Below are 16,220 nucleotides of genomic sequence, written 5' to 3' on the forward strand. Positions count from 1 at the left end.
GTACTTGCTCTGCGTGTGCTTAAAGTGGATAGATGCAAGGCACAGTTTGCAGCGAATGGCCCTAGTCCTTCGCAAGAACTGTAACGCAGCAAATACCGCTGTAAGCCTCGCCCTGCGGGGCTTTGATAGCAACACCATTTCGGCGTTATTCAACTTCAGCAGGCCTCGGCATGCCCTCAGTTGAATGCCTTGAACTGTCGCTGCTATCAAAGCCAGAGCTGTGCGACGACTTGTTCGCACCTTCCCTAAAAGGAAACGTGGGGAAAGAGGTTCATCGGAGTATCTTTATCTTCTGCAACATGAAGAAATGTAAAGTAGTCGAATTAAACGTTCAGTTGGATCATGTTCATCTTGTTGTGCGTACACCACCGAGTTTAAGCGTGTCAGAGTTAGTAGGTGTATTAAAGGGAAGAACAGCGATTAGATTATTCGCGAAGTATCCATATTTAAGAAAGAAGAAGTTGTGGGGTAATCATTTCTGGCAACGTGGTTACTTTGTGGCTTCGGTAGGAGCGAATGAGGAAATAATTAGGCGMTACGTGCGGCATCAAGACAGACAAGAGAAGGAAGAGGCCGAGCGTCAATTACAATTGAACGTTGATTAATAAATAAGCCCCCTTATAGGGGGCCAATCAAAGCCACCTTCTATGAAGGTGGATTCTTTACTTTTGCTATCTTAGCTCTGGCGCATCACGCCTTTTAACAAGAATGCGGGTTACCAGCCACACTGGCGGTTAGCCTGTTTGTTCTGTTCATCCAGCCAGACTTTTAGCGGTGCAAAATAGTCGATGACGGCAGAGGCATCCATGGTTTTCTTGCCCGTCACCACTTCCAGGGCTTCCGGCCAAGGCTTGCTCTGACCCATCTCTAACATGGCATTGAGCTTGGCGCCCGCCGCCTTGTTACCATAGATGCTGCAACGGTGGACTGGGCCTGTATCGCCGGCGATATCACACAGTGCCTTGTGGAACTGGAACTGAAGAATATGCGCCAGGAAATAGCGGGTGTAAGGCACGTTGCCAGGCACGTGATACTTGGCACCCGGATCGAAGTCGGCTTCGCTACGAGCGATTGGTGCCTTAACGCCTTGGTACTTCTCACGCAGATCCCACCAGGCTTGGTTGTACTGCGCCGGAGTGATCTCGCCGCTGAAAACCTTCCAGCGCCATTGATCTATCATCAGACCGAAGGGCAGAAAGGCGACTTTATCCAGCGCCTGTCTTAGCAGTAGGCCGATATCCTTAGAGGCGTCGGGTACCTGCTCGAGTAGGCCGATCTGTTTCAGGTAACTTGGGGTGATAGACAGTGCTATGGTATCGCCGATCGCCTCGTGGAAGCCGTCGTTGGCGCTGTTCTTAAAGATGAAGGGCTGCTCTTTATAGGCGCGCTGATAGAAGTTATGACCCAGTTCGTGGTGGATAACGGTGAAGTCTTCAGCCGTCTTCTGGATACACATCTTGATACGAATATCATCCAGGTTGTCCAGATCCCAGGCCGAGGCATGGCAGACCACGTCACGATCCTTGGGCTGCACAAACAGCGAGCGGCTCCAGAAAGTGTCTGGTAGCGGGTCGAAACCCAGCGAGGTAAAGAAGCTTTCGGCTTGTTTTACCATCTTATGCTCATCGTAGCCCTGTTTCGCTAAAAGCTCGGTCACGTCATAGCCGGGATCCGCATCTTGCGGCGCAACCATGTCGTAGACGTTACCCCACTGCTGTGCCCACATGTTGCCTAAAAGGTGTGCGGGAATGGGCCCCTGCTTAGGTGCCACCTCGTCGCCATATTGTTCGTTCAGCTCACCTCTGACGTAACAGTGCAGAGATTCATACAGGGGTTCAACCTGGCCCCAGAGTCTGTCGAGTTCGGTAGAGAAAGCATCGGGCTGCATGTCGTACTGGCTGCGCCAGAGTTCAGACAGGTTGGCATAACCCAGATCCTTAGCGCCTTCATTGGCTAACTCGACCTCACGTTCAAAAAGGGGGCGCATTGGCTTGGCGATTTCACGCCAGCCCTGCCAGATCTCCTCGAGCTCTTTGGGATCGCGAGAGTTGGCCATGATGCCCGAAAGCTCAGGTTGAGTCAGACAGCGTCCATCGGCCAGGCAATATTTGCCCTTACCATAGAGACCATTTAGCTCGGCGCTGATGTTAGCAAGCTCGGCATTCTTCTTAGGATCGAGTGGCGCAGGTAACACGAGAGCGCTGCGTAATATGTTGAGTTTACGTGCGTTGACCTCATCCAGAGGTAGCTGGCTATAGTTAGCGGCCTGGGTGGCAAGCTGTACCGACAGGGCGGTCTGACGTTCACCGACAGAGGCGGCGAGGGCGGCCGTGTCTTCGGTGATAAAGTTACTGTAGATCCATTCGGCGCGATTCTGTTCGATGGACAGTTCGGCTAGTTGGTTTTCGGCCTTGTCGATAAACTGATTGGCCTGGGCTACTGGATCTTGTTTCGGGCTCGTTTGAGCGGCTTTGTCTTCGCCGTTAGACTTAGCCGCGTTGGTCTCACCTTCACAGCCGCTGATCCCTAGAGAGAGTGCTATGACCACGGCAATCGGGGTCAACTTGGCACAAATTGGTTTCATAAGAGCTTCCTTTGTTGTTTTTGTGGGGCTTTTTGTGAGGCATAGTTTACTCAATTTCGCCAAAGTTTACAGTTTATGGCGTCTCTGTGTGTTTCGCGATCGCCTTTATCAGTCGCAAACGAGTGTTACTAGGCGCAAAGCTTGTCGATTTCCATTTGACAATAAGTGAACCAGTGTTTAATTTAAACACACGTTTAAATCAGAGTTGTAGGTCACGGAATGGCAAATCGATCCGACACGAAAACAAGAATACTGGATGCGGCAGAAAAGCTATTCGCCGAGCGCGGCTTTTCAGAAACCTCCTTGCGACTGATCACCAGCAAGGCAGAAGTTAATCTCGCCTCGGTTAACTATCATTTTGGCTCTAAGAAAGAGCTGATCCGCGCCGTGCTCGCGCGCTATCTGGATCGTTTCATGCCAGAAGCCTCCGATGCGGTAGTACAATTAAAACAAGGCAGCGAACCTAGCCTGAACGAGATCTTCTCGTCGCTGGTCAAGCCGCTGCTCGAGCTGAACAAGTTTAAGGCTGATGGCACTCGCACCTTCCTACAGCTGCTGGGTCGTGGCTATATCGAGAGTCAGGGCCATTTAAGATGGTTCATCACCACACATTATGGTGAGCATCTGAGTGAGTTCGTTAAGGCCGTTGCCGAAAGTGCACCACATATTCCCCCCGCAGAGATGTTTTGGCGATTACACTTTACCTTAGGCACTGTGGTCTTCACCATGGCATCCGCCGATGCCCTGACAGAGATTGCCGAGGCCGATTTCAATGAGCACAACGATATCGAAGCCGTGATCCGCAAGGTGATTCCGTATCTGGCTGCCGGTGTGGCAGTGCCTGTGACAACGCAGTAGGGGGCAATATGACACTCTTTATTCTGGCACTATTGGTCATCATAGTGCTTTTCGGTGTGAAAAATATCCGTATGCAGTGCATCACTCGGCCGGTGTTTGCCTTCTTTAAGAAGGTGTTGCCGCCGCTCTCCGATACCGAGAAAAAGGCGATGGAGGCAGGCGATGTGTGGTGGGAAGCCGAACTGTTTCGCGGCAAGCCCAACTGGGACACGCTCCACAGCTATGGCCGCCCTCGACTGACCGAAGAGGAGAAAGCCTTCATCGATGAGCAGGTGATGACGGCCCTCACCATGATCGATGATTTCAACATAGTGCAGGAGCGCAAGGATCTGCCGCCCGAGCTATGGGATTACTTCAAGAAAGAGGGCTTCTTCGCACTGATTATTCCTAAAGAGTATGGCGGTAAGGCCTTTTCTGCCTATGCCAACTCCACCATCGTCAGTAAGCTTGCCAGTCGCAGCGTCAGCGCGGCGGTGAGTGTGATGGTGCCAAATTCCCTAGGCCCAGGTGAACTATTGACTCACTATGGCACCAAGGAGCAGCGCGATCATTGGTTGCCCAAGCTGGCCAGCGGTGAGGCGGTTCCCTGTTTTGCCTTAACGGGCCCGGAGGCGGGCTCAGATGCGGGTGCCATTACCGACACCGGCATAGTGTGCCGAGGTGAATTTCAGGGTGAAGAGGTGTTAGGCCTCAAGCTGAATTGGGATAAGCGCTATATTACGCTGGCGCCCGTGTCGACCGTATTGGGCCTGGCGTTCCAGATGTGCGACCCGGATGGTCTGCTGGGCGACAGAGAAGAAATTGGTATCACCTGCGCCTTGATCCCAACGGATCACCCTGGGATCGAGATTGGCAATCGCCATAATCCGCTTAACATGGGATTCATGAACGGCACGACCCGCGGCGAAGATGTCTTCATTCCGCTGGATTGGATCATCGGCGGGCCACAGTACGCGGGCCGAGGCTGGCGTATGCTGGTCGAGTGCCTCTCTGCCGGTCGTGGCATCTCACTGCCTGCCCTGGCGACGGCTTCGGGTCATGTGACCACGAAAACCACCACGGCTTACAGCTATGTACGTCATCAGTTTGGCTTATCGATTGGCCAGTTTGAAGGGGTGCAAGAGGCCCTGGCACGCATCATCGCCAATACCTATCAGCTGGAGGCGGCGCGTCGCCTGACCACCACGGGGATCGATCTTAAGGTCAAACCTTCAGTGGTTACCGCCATTGCCAAATATCATATGACAGAGATGGGCCGTGACGTGCTCAACGACGCCATGGATATTCAGTCGGGCAAGGGGATCCAGCTCGGGCCTAAGAACTATCTGGGTCATGGCTATATGGCCACGCCGATATCGATTACGGTTGAAGGGGCAAACATTCTTACCCGTAGCCTGATGATCTTTGGTCAGGGGGCGACCCGTTGTCACCCCTATGTGCTGGCTGAGATGGAAGCGGCCGCCATGGAGGATAGCGGCGAGGCCTTAGAGCGTTTCGACAACCTGTTGCTGGATCATATGGGCTATGCGGCGCGTAATGCCCTAAGTTCACTCTTGGGCGCCTTAACCGCTAGCCGCTTCAACTCTGCGCCCGTATCCGGCGAAACCAAGCAGTATTATAAGGATATGACCAGGCTCTCCGCGGCCTTAGCCTTCGTGACAGATCTGTCCATGTTGGTGATGGGGGGCGATCTCAAGCGTAAGGAGATGTTGTCGGCGCGTCTGGGAGATGTGCTGAGTGAACTCTACCTGGGCTCGGCGACCCTCAAGCTGTTCGAAGACAATGGCCGTCAGCAGGACGACCTACCTACAGTGCATTATGTGATGCAGTTAAGGCTACAAAGGGCAGCGAATGCGCTATACGGCGCGCTGCGTAATTTCCCCAATCGTCCGCTGGCCTATGCGATGCGCGCCCTGGTGTTCCCACTTGGTAATCACTTCAATGGCCCGGATGATAAGCTTACCATTGCCGTTTGCCAGAGCATGCTTAGACCCGGTCCTGCTCGCGATAGATTGACTCATCTTTGCCCGGATTTTGACGGGGATAAGAGCGGCATCGCCGAAGTGGAAGATGCGTTTATCGCACAGTACAAGGTAAAACATCTGCTTAAGACGCTGCGCAGGGCTCAGAAGGAAGGTAAGCTTGAGCGTAAACAGGCTAACGATGCCTTGTATGCCCAGGCATTTGAGCAAGCGATCATCAACGAGGCCGAGCGCGACACGCTACTCGAGGCCGATAGGCTACGTAAGATCGCAATTGCGGTGGATGAGTTTGAAAGTCTGTAACTAAGCGAATGCTTTGAGCTTTCATTAATAGCTTTCATTAATAGATAGGTTTGAACATAAAAAAAGGTACGCATTGCGTACCTTTTTCTTTATTTGCTTAGGCCAGGAATATAAAGACCTAGCGCTCAGCGAGTCGTCTTAAGCAACGATCAGTACCTTACAGGTGTTGGTACCGCCGATGGTTTCCATTGCGTCACCCTTGGTCATCAGTACCATGTCACCAGAAGAGAGGTAACCCGCTTCGGTCAGGGCTTCTAAAGCCTTCTTCGCTAGCTCATCTGCGCCGTAAGCGGTTGAGTCGAAGTAGACAGGCTGTACGCCTCGGTAAAGCGCCATCTTAGCCAGGGTCACGTCGTGACGTGACAGTGCCAGGATAGGCAGGGCAGAACTGATACGCGACATAAGCTGAGGCGTCGCACCAGATTCGGTCAAGGCTACGATTGCCTTAACACCTTCGAGGTGGTTAGCCGCATACATGGTCGATAGCGCAATTGTCTCTTCAACAGAGGTGAAACGCTCATCCATGCGGTGCTTAGACACCTGAACACTTGGGTGTGACTCGGCGCCAAGACAAACGTTAGCCATAGCCTTAACGGTTTCTTCTGGGAAGTCACCGGCTGCAGTTTCTGCCGACAGCATCACAGCGTCTGTGCCATCAAGCACTGCGTTAGCCACGTCCATTACTTCTGCACGGGTTGGCATTGGGCTGGTGATCATAGACTCCATCATCTGAGTCGCGGTGATCACGCTCTTGTTCAGCTGACGAGAGCGGCTGATGAGCTTCTTCTGTACGGCAACCAGGGCCGCATCACCAATCTCAACACCTAGGTCACCACGGGCAACCATGACCGCGTCAGAGGCGAGGATAACGTCGTCCATCGCTTCGTCTGAAGCTACGGCTTCTGCGCGCTCAACTTTAGAGACGATCAAGGCATTGCTACCAGCCTTCTGTGCCAGTTCACGGGCATAGTTTAGGTCGGCGCCACTGCGTGGGAATGAAACTGCCAGGTAGTCTACCTTGATAGCTGCTGCGGTGATAATGTCTTGCTTGTCTTTCTCGGTCAGTGCCGCGGCAGACAAACCACCACCTTTCTTGTTGATGCCCTTGTTATTAGACAGGGGACCGGCAACAGTCACTGTGGTGTGAACCTTATTACCTTCAACTTTCTCAACTTTAAGCTGAACACGACCATCGTCGAGCATCAAGATATCGCCGATGCTGACATCCTGCGGTAGCTCTTTATAGTCGATACCCACTTGGTGTTCGTCACCTTGGCTTTTTTCCAGGTCGGCATCTAAGACGAATGCCTGACCCAGATCCAGTTGCACCTTCTTGTTATCTTTGAAGGTAGAGACACGGATCTTAGGGCCTTGTAGGTCACCCAATACAGCAACGTGTACACCGAGTTCTTTGGCGATATTTCGCACGTCGGTGGCACGTTTTAGGTGGTCTTCAGGTGAACCATGAGAGAAGTTGAGGCGAACAACGTTTGCACCAGCTTTGATAATACGACGTAGATTGTCGTCACGATCGGTTGCTGGACCCAGAGTCGTTACAATTTTGGTTCTGCGGAACATGAGATACTCCGTTAAGTTTAAATAATCTTACTCTATGTTAACAGACAAAATGGAGTTTTGTAGGAAAATTACAAATAAAATGATCTATCTCAAATTATTAATTTTGTGAACCGCTGCGATTAAAAGTGAAAAAAAAGGCGGCTCCTTATACAAGGGCCGCCTAATATCCTTACAAAACTGGACTATATAGTCGCTTCTTTGTCGATACGAGACTCTTTCAGCACCTCTTTCACTCGCTTTAAACTCTCTCTGAAACGTGGGCCGCGGCGCAGGGTGAAACCTGTGGCCAACACGTCGACAATCACCAGCTGTGCCAGGCGCGATGCCATGGGCAGATACATGTCGGTATCTTCAGGCACTTCCATGGTGACGGGGAGGGTGCATTCGGCGCTGAGCGGCGAGTTGCGCGAGGTGATAGCGATCACCGCGGCACCGTTCTCGCGAGCCAGGCGCGCGATATCGATGAGTGACTTGGTGCGGCCTGTGTGGCTGATCAACACGACCACGTCGCCTTCGTTACTGTTGATGCAGCTCATGCGTTGCATCAGTACGTCGTCGAAGCAAATCACCGGGACGTTGAAGCGGAAAAATTTGTTTTGTGCGTCATGGGCGACAGAGGCCGATGCGCCAAGGCCGAAGAAGGAGATCTTCTTTGCCTGGGTAAGAATATCGACGGCCTTGTTGATGGCCGCCGTGTCCATGCTCTGTCTAGCCGTATCCAGCGCCGCCATAGAAGACTCGAAGATCTTGGTGGTGTATGAATCTGGACTGTCGTCTTCCTCGACGTGGCGACTGACATAGGGGGTACCATTGGCCAGGCTCTGTGCTAAGTGCAGCTTAAAATCGGGAAAGCCTTTAGTGTCGAGACGGCGGCAGAAGCGGTTCACCGTAGGCTCACTCACATCGGCCATTTTGGCTAAGGTGGCGATGCTGGAGTGAATCGCGGTTTGTGGTGACGCCAATATCACCTCAGCCACTTTACGTTCCGACTTACTGAAATGTGTTAGGTTTTTCTGAACCTTTTCTAGGGTATTCATATGCGTACATCCACTGGATTGTAATGTAATTATATTTATTCTTTTATGTCATGATAGAACCAAACAAAAAGTGCTACAGTTTGGTTTATATGACGAATTATGATCTAACTACAGAGCAAACTTTCTACTATATATAGTAATTTAATCACAAAAAGCATATCAGATTTTGGTGTCTCGTTGCTAGTTTACTAATAGGTCATTTTTTGCAAAATTTAGATGCAATTAACAAATTCTGTTGTTATATTACAACAAACATGTGAGCTTCTCATCGAAACGATGGGACACAGTACATAGGAGATTTTTAAGCTATGGGCATGACATCACCAGAAGCCAAAGCTTGTGATTTTGTATTGTTTGGCACCAAAGGCGACCTCGCCAGACGTAAGTTACTCCCTTCGCTTTATCAATTGGATAAGGCCGGTCTGCTCAACGAGGAGACTAAGATAGTCGGGGTAGCCAAAGACGCCTTTAGCCATGATGAGTATCAGGAACTGGTTGTCACGGCGCTAAAGAGCTTCGTTAAAGAAGCCTTGTGTGATGAAACCCTTACGCGATTCCTCCAGCGCTGTGTCTACATTGGGACTAACTTCACCGAGGCAGAGGGTTACAGTGCCTTCCATGAGATCCTCGATCCCAAGAAGCGCGTCATGGTGAACTACTTCGCGACGCCGCCGGCCATCTTTGGCGATATCTGTCGCTGCCTGCATGAACAAAACCTCATCTATCCAGATACCCGTGTCGTCCTCGAAAAGCCCATCGGCTCAGATCTCGCTTCTTCTAAAGTCATTAACGATCAAGTCAGCGCCTACTTTAATGAAAACCAGGTCTATCGTATCGACCACTATCTAGGTAAAGAGACGGTACAGAATCTGATCGCGCTGCGATTCGCTAACTCCTTGTTTGCCTCTAAGTGGGATAACCGTACGATCGACCATGTGCAGATCACCGTTGCCGAAGAGGTCGGTATCGAAGGACGTTGGGGTTATTTCGACAAAGCCGGTCAGATGCGCGACATGATCCAAAACCACCTGCTGCAGGTGCTCACCCTAGTCGCCATGGATCCACCGGTTAACCTAGACGCTGACAGCATTCGTGACGAGAAGGTAAAGGTACTTAAGTCACTGCGTAAGATAGATGCCGATAACATCTATGAAAATACCGTACGCGGCCAATACTCGGCTGGTTTCCTAAAGGGCGCACCTGTGCCTGGCTACCTCGAAGAGGAAGGGGCTAACACCCAGTCTCACGCCGAGACCTTCGTCGCCCTGCGCGTCGATATCGACAACTGGCGCTGGGCTGGCGTGCCTTTCTATCTGCGTAGCGGTAAGCGTATGCCGACCAAGAGTTCTGAGATTGTCGTCTATTTCAAGAACCCGCCTCACAACCTGTATCGCTCAAGTTATCGCAACCTACCGCCGAACAAGCTGACTATTCGTCTGCAGCCTCACGAAGGGGTTGAGATCCAGATGATGAACAAGGTGCCGGGTCTAGAGCAGAAACAAAGATTACAAACCACCAAGCTGGATTTGAGTTTCTCCGATACCTTTAAGAACGATCGCATCGCCGACGCCTATGAACGTCTATTGTTAGAGGCCATGCTGGGCAACCAGGCGCTGTTTGTGCGCCGCGACGAAGTCGAGCAGGCTTGGACCTGGGTTGATGGCATCATCCAGGCGTGGGAAGAGAGCAACGAGAAGCCTAAGCCATATCCGGCAGGTAGCTGGGGCCCCGTGGCATCTGTCGCTTTGATCGCTAAAGACGGCCGCTCTTGGGACGAGTAAGGAAAATTTAAGATGATTAAAGAATCCGTATTCAAATCTTTTGATAGCAAAGCCAGCCTAGAGGCACAACTGGCCGATCGTATCGCCGAGCAGCTACAGGCTGCCATCGATGCTCGCGGTAAGGCGAGCCTGGTGGTGTCTGGCGGCTCGACGCCCCTGGCGCTATTTAAGTTGTTAAGCCACAAGGCAATCGAGTGGAACGATGTCTATATCACCCTGGCCGATGAGCGCTGGGTCGATAGTGAGCACAGCGATTCTAACGAACGCCTGGTGAGACAGCATCTGCTGCAAAACCGCGCCGCGGGCGCCAAGTTTCGCGGTCTGAAGAATATGTTCACCACGCCAGAGGCCGGGGTCGACATGGCCATAGAGCAGCTTGCCAACTTCCCGAAACCCTTCGATGTGGTGGTGCTTGGCATGGGCAACGATGGCCATACCTGTTCTTGGTTCCCTTGCTCGAAAGAGATAGAGCAGGCATTGAGCACCCATGCACTCTGTCTGGCGGTGAATCCGGGCGAGGCGCCACACGGACGCATGACTATCTCTAAGACTGGGATCTTAGCGTCACGCCAAATCTATTTACACATAGTCGGTGAACAGAAGCTAGCCGTTTACCGACAGGCGCTCGAGAATGACGATGCTAAGGCGATGCCGATACGTGCGGTACTGGCCCAGCATAAGACACCCGTCGATGTTTATTGGAGCGCTTAAGGAGCGATTATGCATTCAGTAGTACAGTCAGTTACCGACAGGATCATTGCCAGAAGCAAAGCGACTCGCGAAAAGTATCTTGCGGCGCTGGGCGAAGCAAAAGCTAACGGCGTTCACCGCAGCAGCCTAAGTTGTGGCAACCTGGCCCACGGTTTTGCCGCCTGTAGCCCGGCAGATAAAAATACCATCAAGGCATTCAACAAGGCCAACATAGGTATCGTTACCGCATTTAACGATATGTTGTCGGCGCATCAGCCTTACGAGCACTATCCCCAGCGCTTAAAAGAGGCCTGCCACGAGGTTGGCAGCGTTGCCCAGGTAGCGGCCGGTGTGCCAGCCATGTGTGACGGTGTGACTCAGGGGCAACCCGGAATGGAGCTAAGTCTGCTGAGCCGTGAGGTGATCGCCATGTCGACGGCTGTGGGGCTTTCTCACAACATGTTTGACGGCGCCTTGCTGCTCGGGATCTGTGACAAGATAGTACCAGGCCTCTTGATAGGCGCACTGAGCTTCGGTCATCTGCCCATGTTGTTTGTGCCGGCAGGCCCAATGAAGTCAGGCATTCCGAATAAGGAAAAGGCGCGGGTTCGTCAAAAGTTCGCCCAAGGTCAAGTGGATCGCAATGCGCTGCTTGAAGCCGAATCTAAGTCTTATCACAGTGCAGGTACCTGTACCTTCTACGGTACGGCAAACAGCAACCAGCTGATGCTGGAAGTGATGGGTCTACAACTGCCAGGCTCCTCTTTCGTTAATCCAGACGATCCGCTGCGCGAAGCCCTGAATAAGATGGCGGCCAAGCAGGTGTGTCGTCTCACCGAGATGGGCACTCAATACACGCCGATCGGCGAGGTGGTTAACGAGAAATCTGTAGTGAACGGCATAGTAGCCTTGCTGGCGACTGGTGGTTCGACCAACCTGACCATGCATATCGTTGCCGCAGCGCGCGCTGCCGGCATTATCGTGAACTGGGATGACTTCTCAGAGCTGTCAGATGCCGTGCCTCTGCTGGCGCGCGTCTATCCCAACGGTCACGCCGATATCAACCATTTCCACGCCGCAGGCGGCATGGCCTTCCTGATCAAAGAGTTACTGGATGCTGGACTGCTTCATGAAGATGTGATGACGGTTGCAGGTTACGGTCTGCGTCGTTACACCCAGGAGCCTCGCCTCATCGATGACGAATTGGTTTGGGTCGAAGGCCCAAGTGAGTCCTTGGATAAAGAGGTGCTGACTGCGGTTGTATCACCTTTCCAGGCCAACGGTGGCTTGAAACTGCTTAAGGGTAATCTGGGCCGCGCGGTGATCAAGGTATCAGCGGTTGCCGAGTCGCACCGATTTGTCGAGGCGCCAGCCGTGGTGATCGACGATCAGAACAAACTTGATGCCTTGTTTAAGGCGGGTGAGCTCGACAAAGACTGCGTCGTCGTGGTGAAGGGGCAGGGTCCTAAGGCTATCGGCATGCCAGAGCTGCATAAGCTTACGCCTATCTTGGGCTCGCTACAGGACAAGGGCTTTAAGGTGGCGCTGCTGACCGATGGTCGTATGTCTGGCGCCTCAGGTAAGGTACCGGCGGCGATTCACCTGACGCCCGAAGCATTGGATGGCGGCTTAATTGCTAAGGTCGAAAATGACGACCTGATCCGCGTCGATGCAAATACCGGCGAGGTAAGCCTGTTGGTCGATGAAGCCGTGCTGGCGAGCCGTGAAGCGGAACAGGTCGATCTACGCAGTACCAGTTTCGGCATGGGCCGCGAACTATTCGCGGCATTGCGTTCAAATTTAAGTAGTCCAGAGACTGGTGCGCGCTGCACCACGACCATAGACGAAAATTATTAATCATTGAGGAAGCTTTTAGCAATGGCTGAGAATAACTGGTCAATTCAACCCCAAGATATTTTTAAACGTAGCCCGATCGTTCCCGTCATGGTGATTAATAAGATTGAGGATGCGGTTCCCCTCGCCAGAGCCTTGGTTGATGGTGGGATCAGCGTACTCGAAGTGACGCTGCGTACCCCTTGTGCGCTGGAAGCGATCACTAAGATCGCCAAAGAAGTACCAGAAGCCCTGGTCGGTGCCGGTACCGTATTGAACGAGGAGCAACTGCAGCAGGCGATCGATGCCGGTGCTCAGTTTGTGATCACCCCGGGTGCCACCCCAGAGCTGTTAAAGGCGGCGATGAAAGGTAGCGTGCCGTTAATCCCTGGGGTTGCCAGCATCTCCGAGGTGATGTCGGGTATGGCGCTTGGCTACACCAACTTTAAGTTCTTCCCAGCAGAAGCTTCTGGCGGTGTGAATGCACTGAAGGCTTTTTCTGGCCCACTTGCCGATATTCGTTTCTGCCCAACCGGCGGTATTACGCCAAGTAGTTATAAAGACTATCTTGCGCTTAAGAATGTCGACTGTATAGGTGGTAGCTGGATTGCGCCAACCGATGCGATGGAGCAAGGCGACTGGGCGCGCATAACCCAGTTGTGTAAAGACGCCATCAACGGCTTGTAATTGTCATTTCGTCGCAAATGATAAATAAAAACCTCTGCCCAGGCAGAGGTTTTTTTATGGCTAATGGCTAGGAATTAGAGCCTTAGCGCATGTGAGCGAGAGTTAGGCTGAGGTGGCTATTTGGCCTCGCTGTATTGATAGTCACTGCTTGCCTGCCAGATGCGGTACCTTAGCTGAGCCCCGGCTGGGAGATAAAACACCTTAGGTAGACGACTGTCGTAGGCTAAGGTCAGCTTCTCCGGCAGGGTAAGAAAGGCGGTCTTCTTGGCCTTGTCGAAACAGGCCATCATGGTGCTTGGTCCTTGGTGGATGGTATCGACCTGATAATAGTTGTAGCCCCAGCCTTGTACCGTATGTTGCTCAATCTCACCAGACAGACCATGCTTGTTGCAATCAACCTCTTCGTTGCGGCCGATGGCGATTTCCAGTCGATAGTCCTCTTCGTTAGCAAGCTTTGGCAGGGTGAGAATATGTTGTACTAGGCCATCGCTTGGTGCTGGAAACATCTTAGTTGCTTCTTCGCTCTGGTAGTCGCTCGCCGAGTAACTTACTGCTACGGGCATAGTGAAAGACTCAGGTTTAGCTGGGCTGGTCGCCTGGGCGCAAAACGTCGAGAGGGAGAGTCCCAGGCCGAGTAATAGGGCCGATGTGTATCTGTTGAAGGAAAATGTCATGAAAGCTCCTAGCGTTAAATTGAACGGTTATACCAGGTATAGACGCTAGCATAGTGGAAAAGGGTTAAAAGCAAAGTGATATTTTTTAATTAGTTGTTTTTAATTAATTTTCATGTTGGTTTGTGGCGGGGTTAGGGCGGTCTTTGACGAGTCCGTCACTATTTATCTGATGTTACTCACCTCTGTTTACTTTGAAAGTCAAACTAGTTAATATGCCGATTGTTTGATAGTCAAAGTATATAAGGTTAGGTATTGAGTATCTACAAAATACCGCGAGCCTACAAAGACCAACCCATAACAATTAATAGAGAATTATTCATGTCCAACGTAAAGGATCATCTTGCTCCCTGGCAGCACAGTCATCAGTTTGCCAATTTAAACAGTGATGGCGAGCGCAACACGCGTTATGTCCTATTGCTAACCCTGTTTACCATGATTGCAGAAATTGTCGCCGGTACAGTATACGGCTCGATGGCGCTACTGGCAGACGGCTGGCATATGGGAACCCATGCTGCGGCATTTTTGATCACCCTGTTTGCCTATCACTACGCAAAGAAGCATGCCGATAGCCCAGATTTTGCCTTTGGTACCGGCAAGGTGAGCGTGCTGGGCGGCTTTACCAGTGCCGTTGCTCTCGGTCTCGTGGCCCTGCTGATGGTAGTCGAATCGGTGAGCCGCCTGGTTAACCCCGAGCAAATCCATTTTAACGAGGCGATTTTTGTCGCTGTGATCGGTCTGACGGTCAATGTTATCTCAGTCTTCTTGCTAAAAGATCATCACGGTCATCATCACCACCACGGGCATGGACATGATCATCATGGTCATCATCATAGCCATGACCACAGTCATCATAGTCATAAACACGATCACCATGCGCACCAGCATAACCATGGAGACAAAGGCCATCATGACCATAACCTGCGCGCCGCCTACTTCCATGTGATGGCTGATGCCTTGACCTCTCTGCTCGCCATCGGCGCCTTGCTGTTTGGTAAGTATTTGGGTCTGACCTGGTTAGATCCTCTGATGGGTGTCGTGGGCGCGGTGATCATCACCAGCTGGGCGTGGGGCTTGATGAAACAGACGGGGCCCATATTGCTCGATGCCAGTATCGAGAAGCAGTATGTGAAACAGATGGTTGAGTTGATCGAAGCCGAGCAGGACCATCAGGTGAGTGATATTCATGTATGGCGCGTCAGTGCCGATCATTACGCGGCTATGGTCTCGATCGTTAGCCATGAGCCTAAAGAGCTGGATTATTTCAAGCAGAAGTTAGCGAAATTTGAACGTATCGATCATTTGACGGTCGAACTCATCACCTGTCGCCAAAGTGCCTGCCAAAGTGGCTACCAAGGTGCCGATAAAGCAGAGATTTAGGATTTTTTAAAAGGAATAGCGCGTTAACCATGAATAATGATCTATTGAGCCACACCATAGTCGAATTTTATGAAAAGCTCTCTTCCTGGGAGATGGCCGTAGTTAAGGATGCCGGCCACTCCTTGCCTCAGATCCATGCGGTTGAGATTTTAGGCGCCAATGGTGACCTGCGCATGAAGGAGTTGGCGGAGAAGATGGGGATCACCACAGGTACTCTGACGGTGCAGATAGACAAGATGGAGCAGGCGGGTTTAGTGGCGCGTAAGGCGCATCAGCAGGATAGACGCTCTATCTTGGTCGGGCTAACCGAGCAGGGTCAGGCTGTCTATCGAGAACACGATCAACTGCACCATGGGTTGTCCGATCAGTTAACCGCTAAGTTTTCCGATAGTGAACGTGAGCTCTTGCTGAGTTTCCTTCAGCGCATGAATAACGAATTTTAACGCTTGGTTTTTAACTTGAGGTTTCTACACGCCCGCAACATCACTTTTTTTCACCTCGAGCGTGTAAACTCCAGGTGTTCATTCATAACCGTAACGCCTTGCCTGTTAATTTCGCCTGTCGTTGTTAACACATATGTTTGTTAAGGAAGATGCGAATAAGTCCCTGATGTGAGATCATAGCTACATAGTAAATCACAGCCATTACCGCCCATGAGCCAACAGTTAACTTTTGCCGATAGTGAGTTTTCCAGCAAGCGCCGCCAGACCCGTAAAGAGATTTTCTTATCTCGGATGGACAACCTGTTACCATGGACTCAACTGCTGGAAGTGATTGAGCCCTTTTATCCAAAATCGGGCAATGGTCGTCGACCCTATCCACTGGAAACGATGTTC

12 protein-coding genes and 2 pseudogenes are annotated in these 16,220 nt (G+C 51.6%); 10 read left to right on the forward strand and 4 right to left on the reverse strand.

Features of this window, described 5'->3' with window-relative positions; translation table 11 throughout:
• Positions 1–245: 245 nt before the first annotated feature.
• Positions 246–605 (forward strand): annotated as a pseudogene (gene tnpA / locus L1D47_RS17200) (IS200/IS605 family transposase); the annotation flags it as partial.
• A 110-nt stretch (positions 606–715) separates the two neighbouring features.
• On the opposite strand, the gene L1D47_RS17205 reads toward tnpA, so the two are convergent.
• Positions 716–2,584: a M2 family metallopeptidase gene (locus L1D47_RS17205; protein ID WP_239886185.1), complete on the reverse strand. Its 1,869-nt coding sequence runs from the start codon at positions 2,582–2,584 to the stop codon at positions 716–718.
• A 219-nt stretch (positions 2,585–2,803) separates the two neighbouring features.
• On the opposite strand from L1D47_RS17205, the gene L1D47_RS17210 reads away from it, so the two are divergent.
• Both L1D47_RS17210 and L1D47_RS17215 read left to right on the forward strand, forming a co-directional pair.
• Positions 2,804–3,442 (forward strand): TetR/AcrR family transcriptional regulator, encoded by a 639-nt coding sequence (locus tag L1D47_RS17210; protein WP_041511190.1) that lies wholly within the window; start codon positions 2,804–2,806, stop codon positions 3,440–3,442.
• An 8-nt stretch (positions 3,443–3,450) separates the two neighbouring features.
• A complete protein-coding gene (locus tag L1D47_RS17215) occupies positions 3,451–5,727 on the forward strand; it encodes an acyl-CoA dehydrogenase (RefSeq protein WP_239886186.1) in 2,277 nt (758 codons plus the stop codon).
• 138 nt (positions 5,728–5,865) lie between these two features.
• Here L1D47_RS17215 and pyk read toward each other — a convergent pair whose 3' ends face one another.
• Both pyk and L1D47_RS17225 read right to left on the reverse strand, forming a co-directional pair.
• Positions 5,866–7,305, reverse strand: coding sequence for a pyruvate kinase (pyk, locus tag L1D47_RS17220; protein ID WP_239886187.1), 1,440 nt, complete (start codon positions 7,303–7,305; stop codon positions 5,866–5,868).
• A 182-nt stretch (positions 7,306–7,487) separates the two neighbouring features.
• On the reverse strand, positions 7,488–8,342 hold the full coding sequence (locus L1D47_RS17225) for a MurR/RpiR family transcriptional regulator (RefSeq protein WP_239886188.1): 855 nt from the start codon (positions 8,340–8,342) through the stop codon (positions 7,488–7,490).
• Between the two features lie 308 nt (positions 8,343–8,650).
• On the opposite strand from L1D47_RS17225, the gene zwf reads away from it, so the two are divergent.
• Genes zwf through L1D47_RS17245 form a run of 4 tightly spaced genes read left to right on the forward strand, consistent with a single transcriptional unit; the run spans position 8,651 to position 13,333 of the window.
• Positions 8,651–10,123, forward strand: a complete 1,473-nt coding sequence (gene zwf, locus L1D47_RS17230; RefSeq protein WP_041511194.1) for a glucose-6-phosphate dehydrogenase — start codon at positions 8,651–8,653, stop codon at positions 10,121–10,123.
• 12 nt (positions 10,124–10,135) lie between these two features.
• The gene (gene pgl / locus L1D47_RS17235) at positions 10,136–10,834 is read left to right on the forward strand and encodes a 6-phosphogluconolactonase (protein WP_239886189.1); all 699 of its coding nucleotides are present in this window, start codon (positions 10,136–10,138) and stop codon (positions 10,832–10,834) included.
• 9 nt (positions 10,835–10,843) lie between these two features.
• Positions 10,844–12,670, forward strand: a complete 1,827-nt coding sequence (gene edd, locus L1D47_RS17240; RefSeq protein ID WP_239886190.1) for a phosphogluconate dehydratase — start codon at positions 10,844–10,846, stop codon at positions 12,668–12,670.
• Positions 12,671–12,691: 21 nt separating this feature from the next.
• On the forward strand, positions 12,692–13,333 hold the full coding sequence (locus L1D47_RS17245) for a bifunctional 4-hydroxy-2-oxoglutarate aldolase/2-dehydro-3-deoxy-phosphogluconate aldolase (RefSeq protein ID WP_239850584.1): 642 nt from the start codon (positions 12,692–12,694) through the stop codon (positions 13,331–13,333).
• Positions 13,334–13,449: 116 nt separating this feature from the next.
• Here the strand turns inward: L1D47_RS17245 and eco are convergent, their stop codons facing one another.
• Positions 13,450–14,007, reverse strand: coding sequence for a serine protease inhibitor ecotin (gene eco / locus L1D47_RS17250; protein ID WP_239886191.1), 558 nt, complete (start codon positions 14,005–14,007; stop codon positions 13,450–13,452).
• A gap of 318 nt (positions 14,008–14,325) precedes the next feature.
• Here eco and dmeF point away from each other — a divergent pair, with 318 nt between their 5' ends.
• The 3 genes and pseudogenes from dmeF to L1D47_RS17265 all read left to right on the forward strand — a co-directional run.
• The gene (dmeF, locus tag L1D47_RS17255) at positions 14,326–15,384 is read left to right on the forward strand and encodes a CDF family Co(II)/Ni(II) efflux transporter DmeF (protein ID WP_239886192.1); all 1,059 of its coding nucleotides are present in this window, start codon (positions 14,326–14,328) and stop codon (positions 15,382–15,384) included.
• A 29-nt stretch (positions 15,385–15,413) separates the two neighbouring features.
• Positions 15,414–15,827, forward strand: a complete 414-nt coding sequence (locus L1D47_RS17260) for a MarR family transcriptional regulator (RefSeq protein ID WP_239886193.1) — start codon at positions 15,414–15,416, stop codon at positions 15,825–15,827.
• 210 nt (positions 15,828–16,037) lie between these two features.
• A pseudogene (locus tag L1D47_RS17265) lies at positions 16,038–16,220 on the forward strand (IS5/IS1182 family transposase); the annotation flags it as partial.

The sequence above is a fragment of the Shewanella sp. Isolate7 genome, assembly GCF_022398425.1.
Taxonomy (GTDB): Bacteria; Pseudomonadota; Gammaproteobacteria; order Enterobacterales; family Shewanellaceae; genus Shewanella.

Bases quoted from the DNA above. Each gene is read 5' to 3' on its own strand.
- L1D47_RS17225 (WP_239886188.1), bottom strand. From the start codon at position 8,342: ATGAATACCCTAGAAAAGGTTCAGAAAAACCTAACACATTTCAGTAAG.
- L1D47_RS17245 (WP_239850584.1), top strand. From the start codon at position 12,692: ATGGCTGAGAATAACTGGTCAATTCAACCCCAAGATATTTTTAAACGT.
- edd (WP_239886190.1), top strand. From the start codon at position 10,844: ATGCATTCAGTAGTACAGTCAGTTACCGACAGGATCATTGCCAGAAGC.
- zwf (WP_041511194.1), top strand. From the start codon at position 8,651: ATGGGCATGACATCACCAGAAGCCAAAGCTTGTGATTTTGTATTGTTT.
- dmeF (WP_239886192.1), top strand. From the start codon at position 14,326: ATGTCCAACGTAAAGGATCATCTTGCTCCCTGGCAGCACAGTCATCAG.
- L1D47_RS17260 (WP_239886193.1), top strand. From the start codon at position 15,414: ATGAATAATGATCTATTGAGCCACACCATAGTCGAATTTTATGAAAAG.
- L1D47_RS17205 (WP_239886185.1), bottom strand. From the start codon at position 2,584: ATGAAACCAATTTGTGCCAAGTTGACCCCGATTGCCGTGGTCATAGCA.
- eco (WP_239886191.1), bottom strand. From the start codon at position 14,007: ATGACATTTTCCTTCAACAGATACACATCGGCCCTATTACTCGGCCTG.
- pyk (WP_239886187.1), bottom strand. From the start codon at position 7,305: ATGTTCCGCAGAACCAAAATTGTAACGACTCTGGGTCCAGCAACCGAT.
- pgl (WP_239886189.1), top strand. From the start codon at position 10,136: ATGATTAAAGAATCCGTATTCAAATCTTTTGATAGCAAAGCCAGCCTA.
- L1D47_RS17210 (WP_041511190.1), top strand. From the start codon at position 2,804: ATGGCAAATCGATCCGACACGAAAACAAGAATACTGGATGCGGCAGAA.
- L1D47_RS17215 (WP_239886186.1), top strand. From the start codon at position 3,451: ATGACACTCTTTATTCTGGCACTATTGGTCATCATAGTGCTTTTCGGT.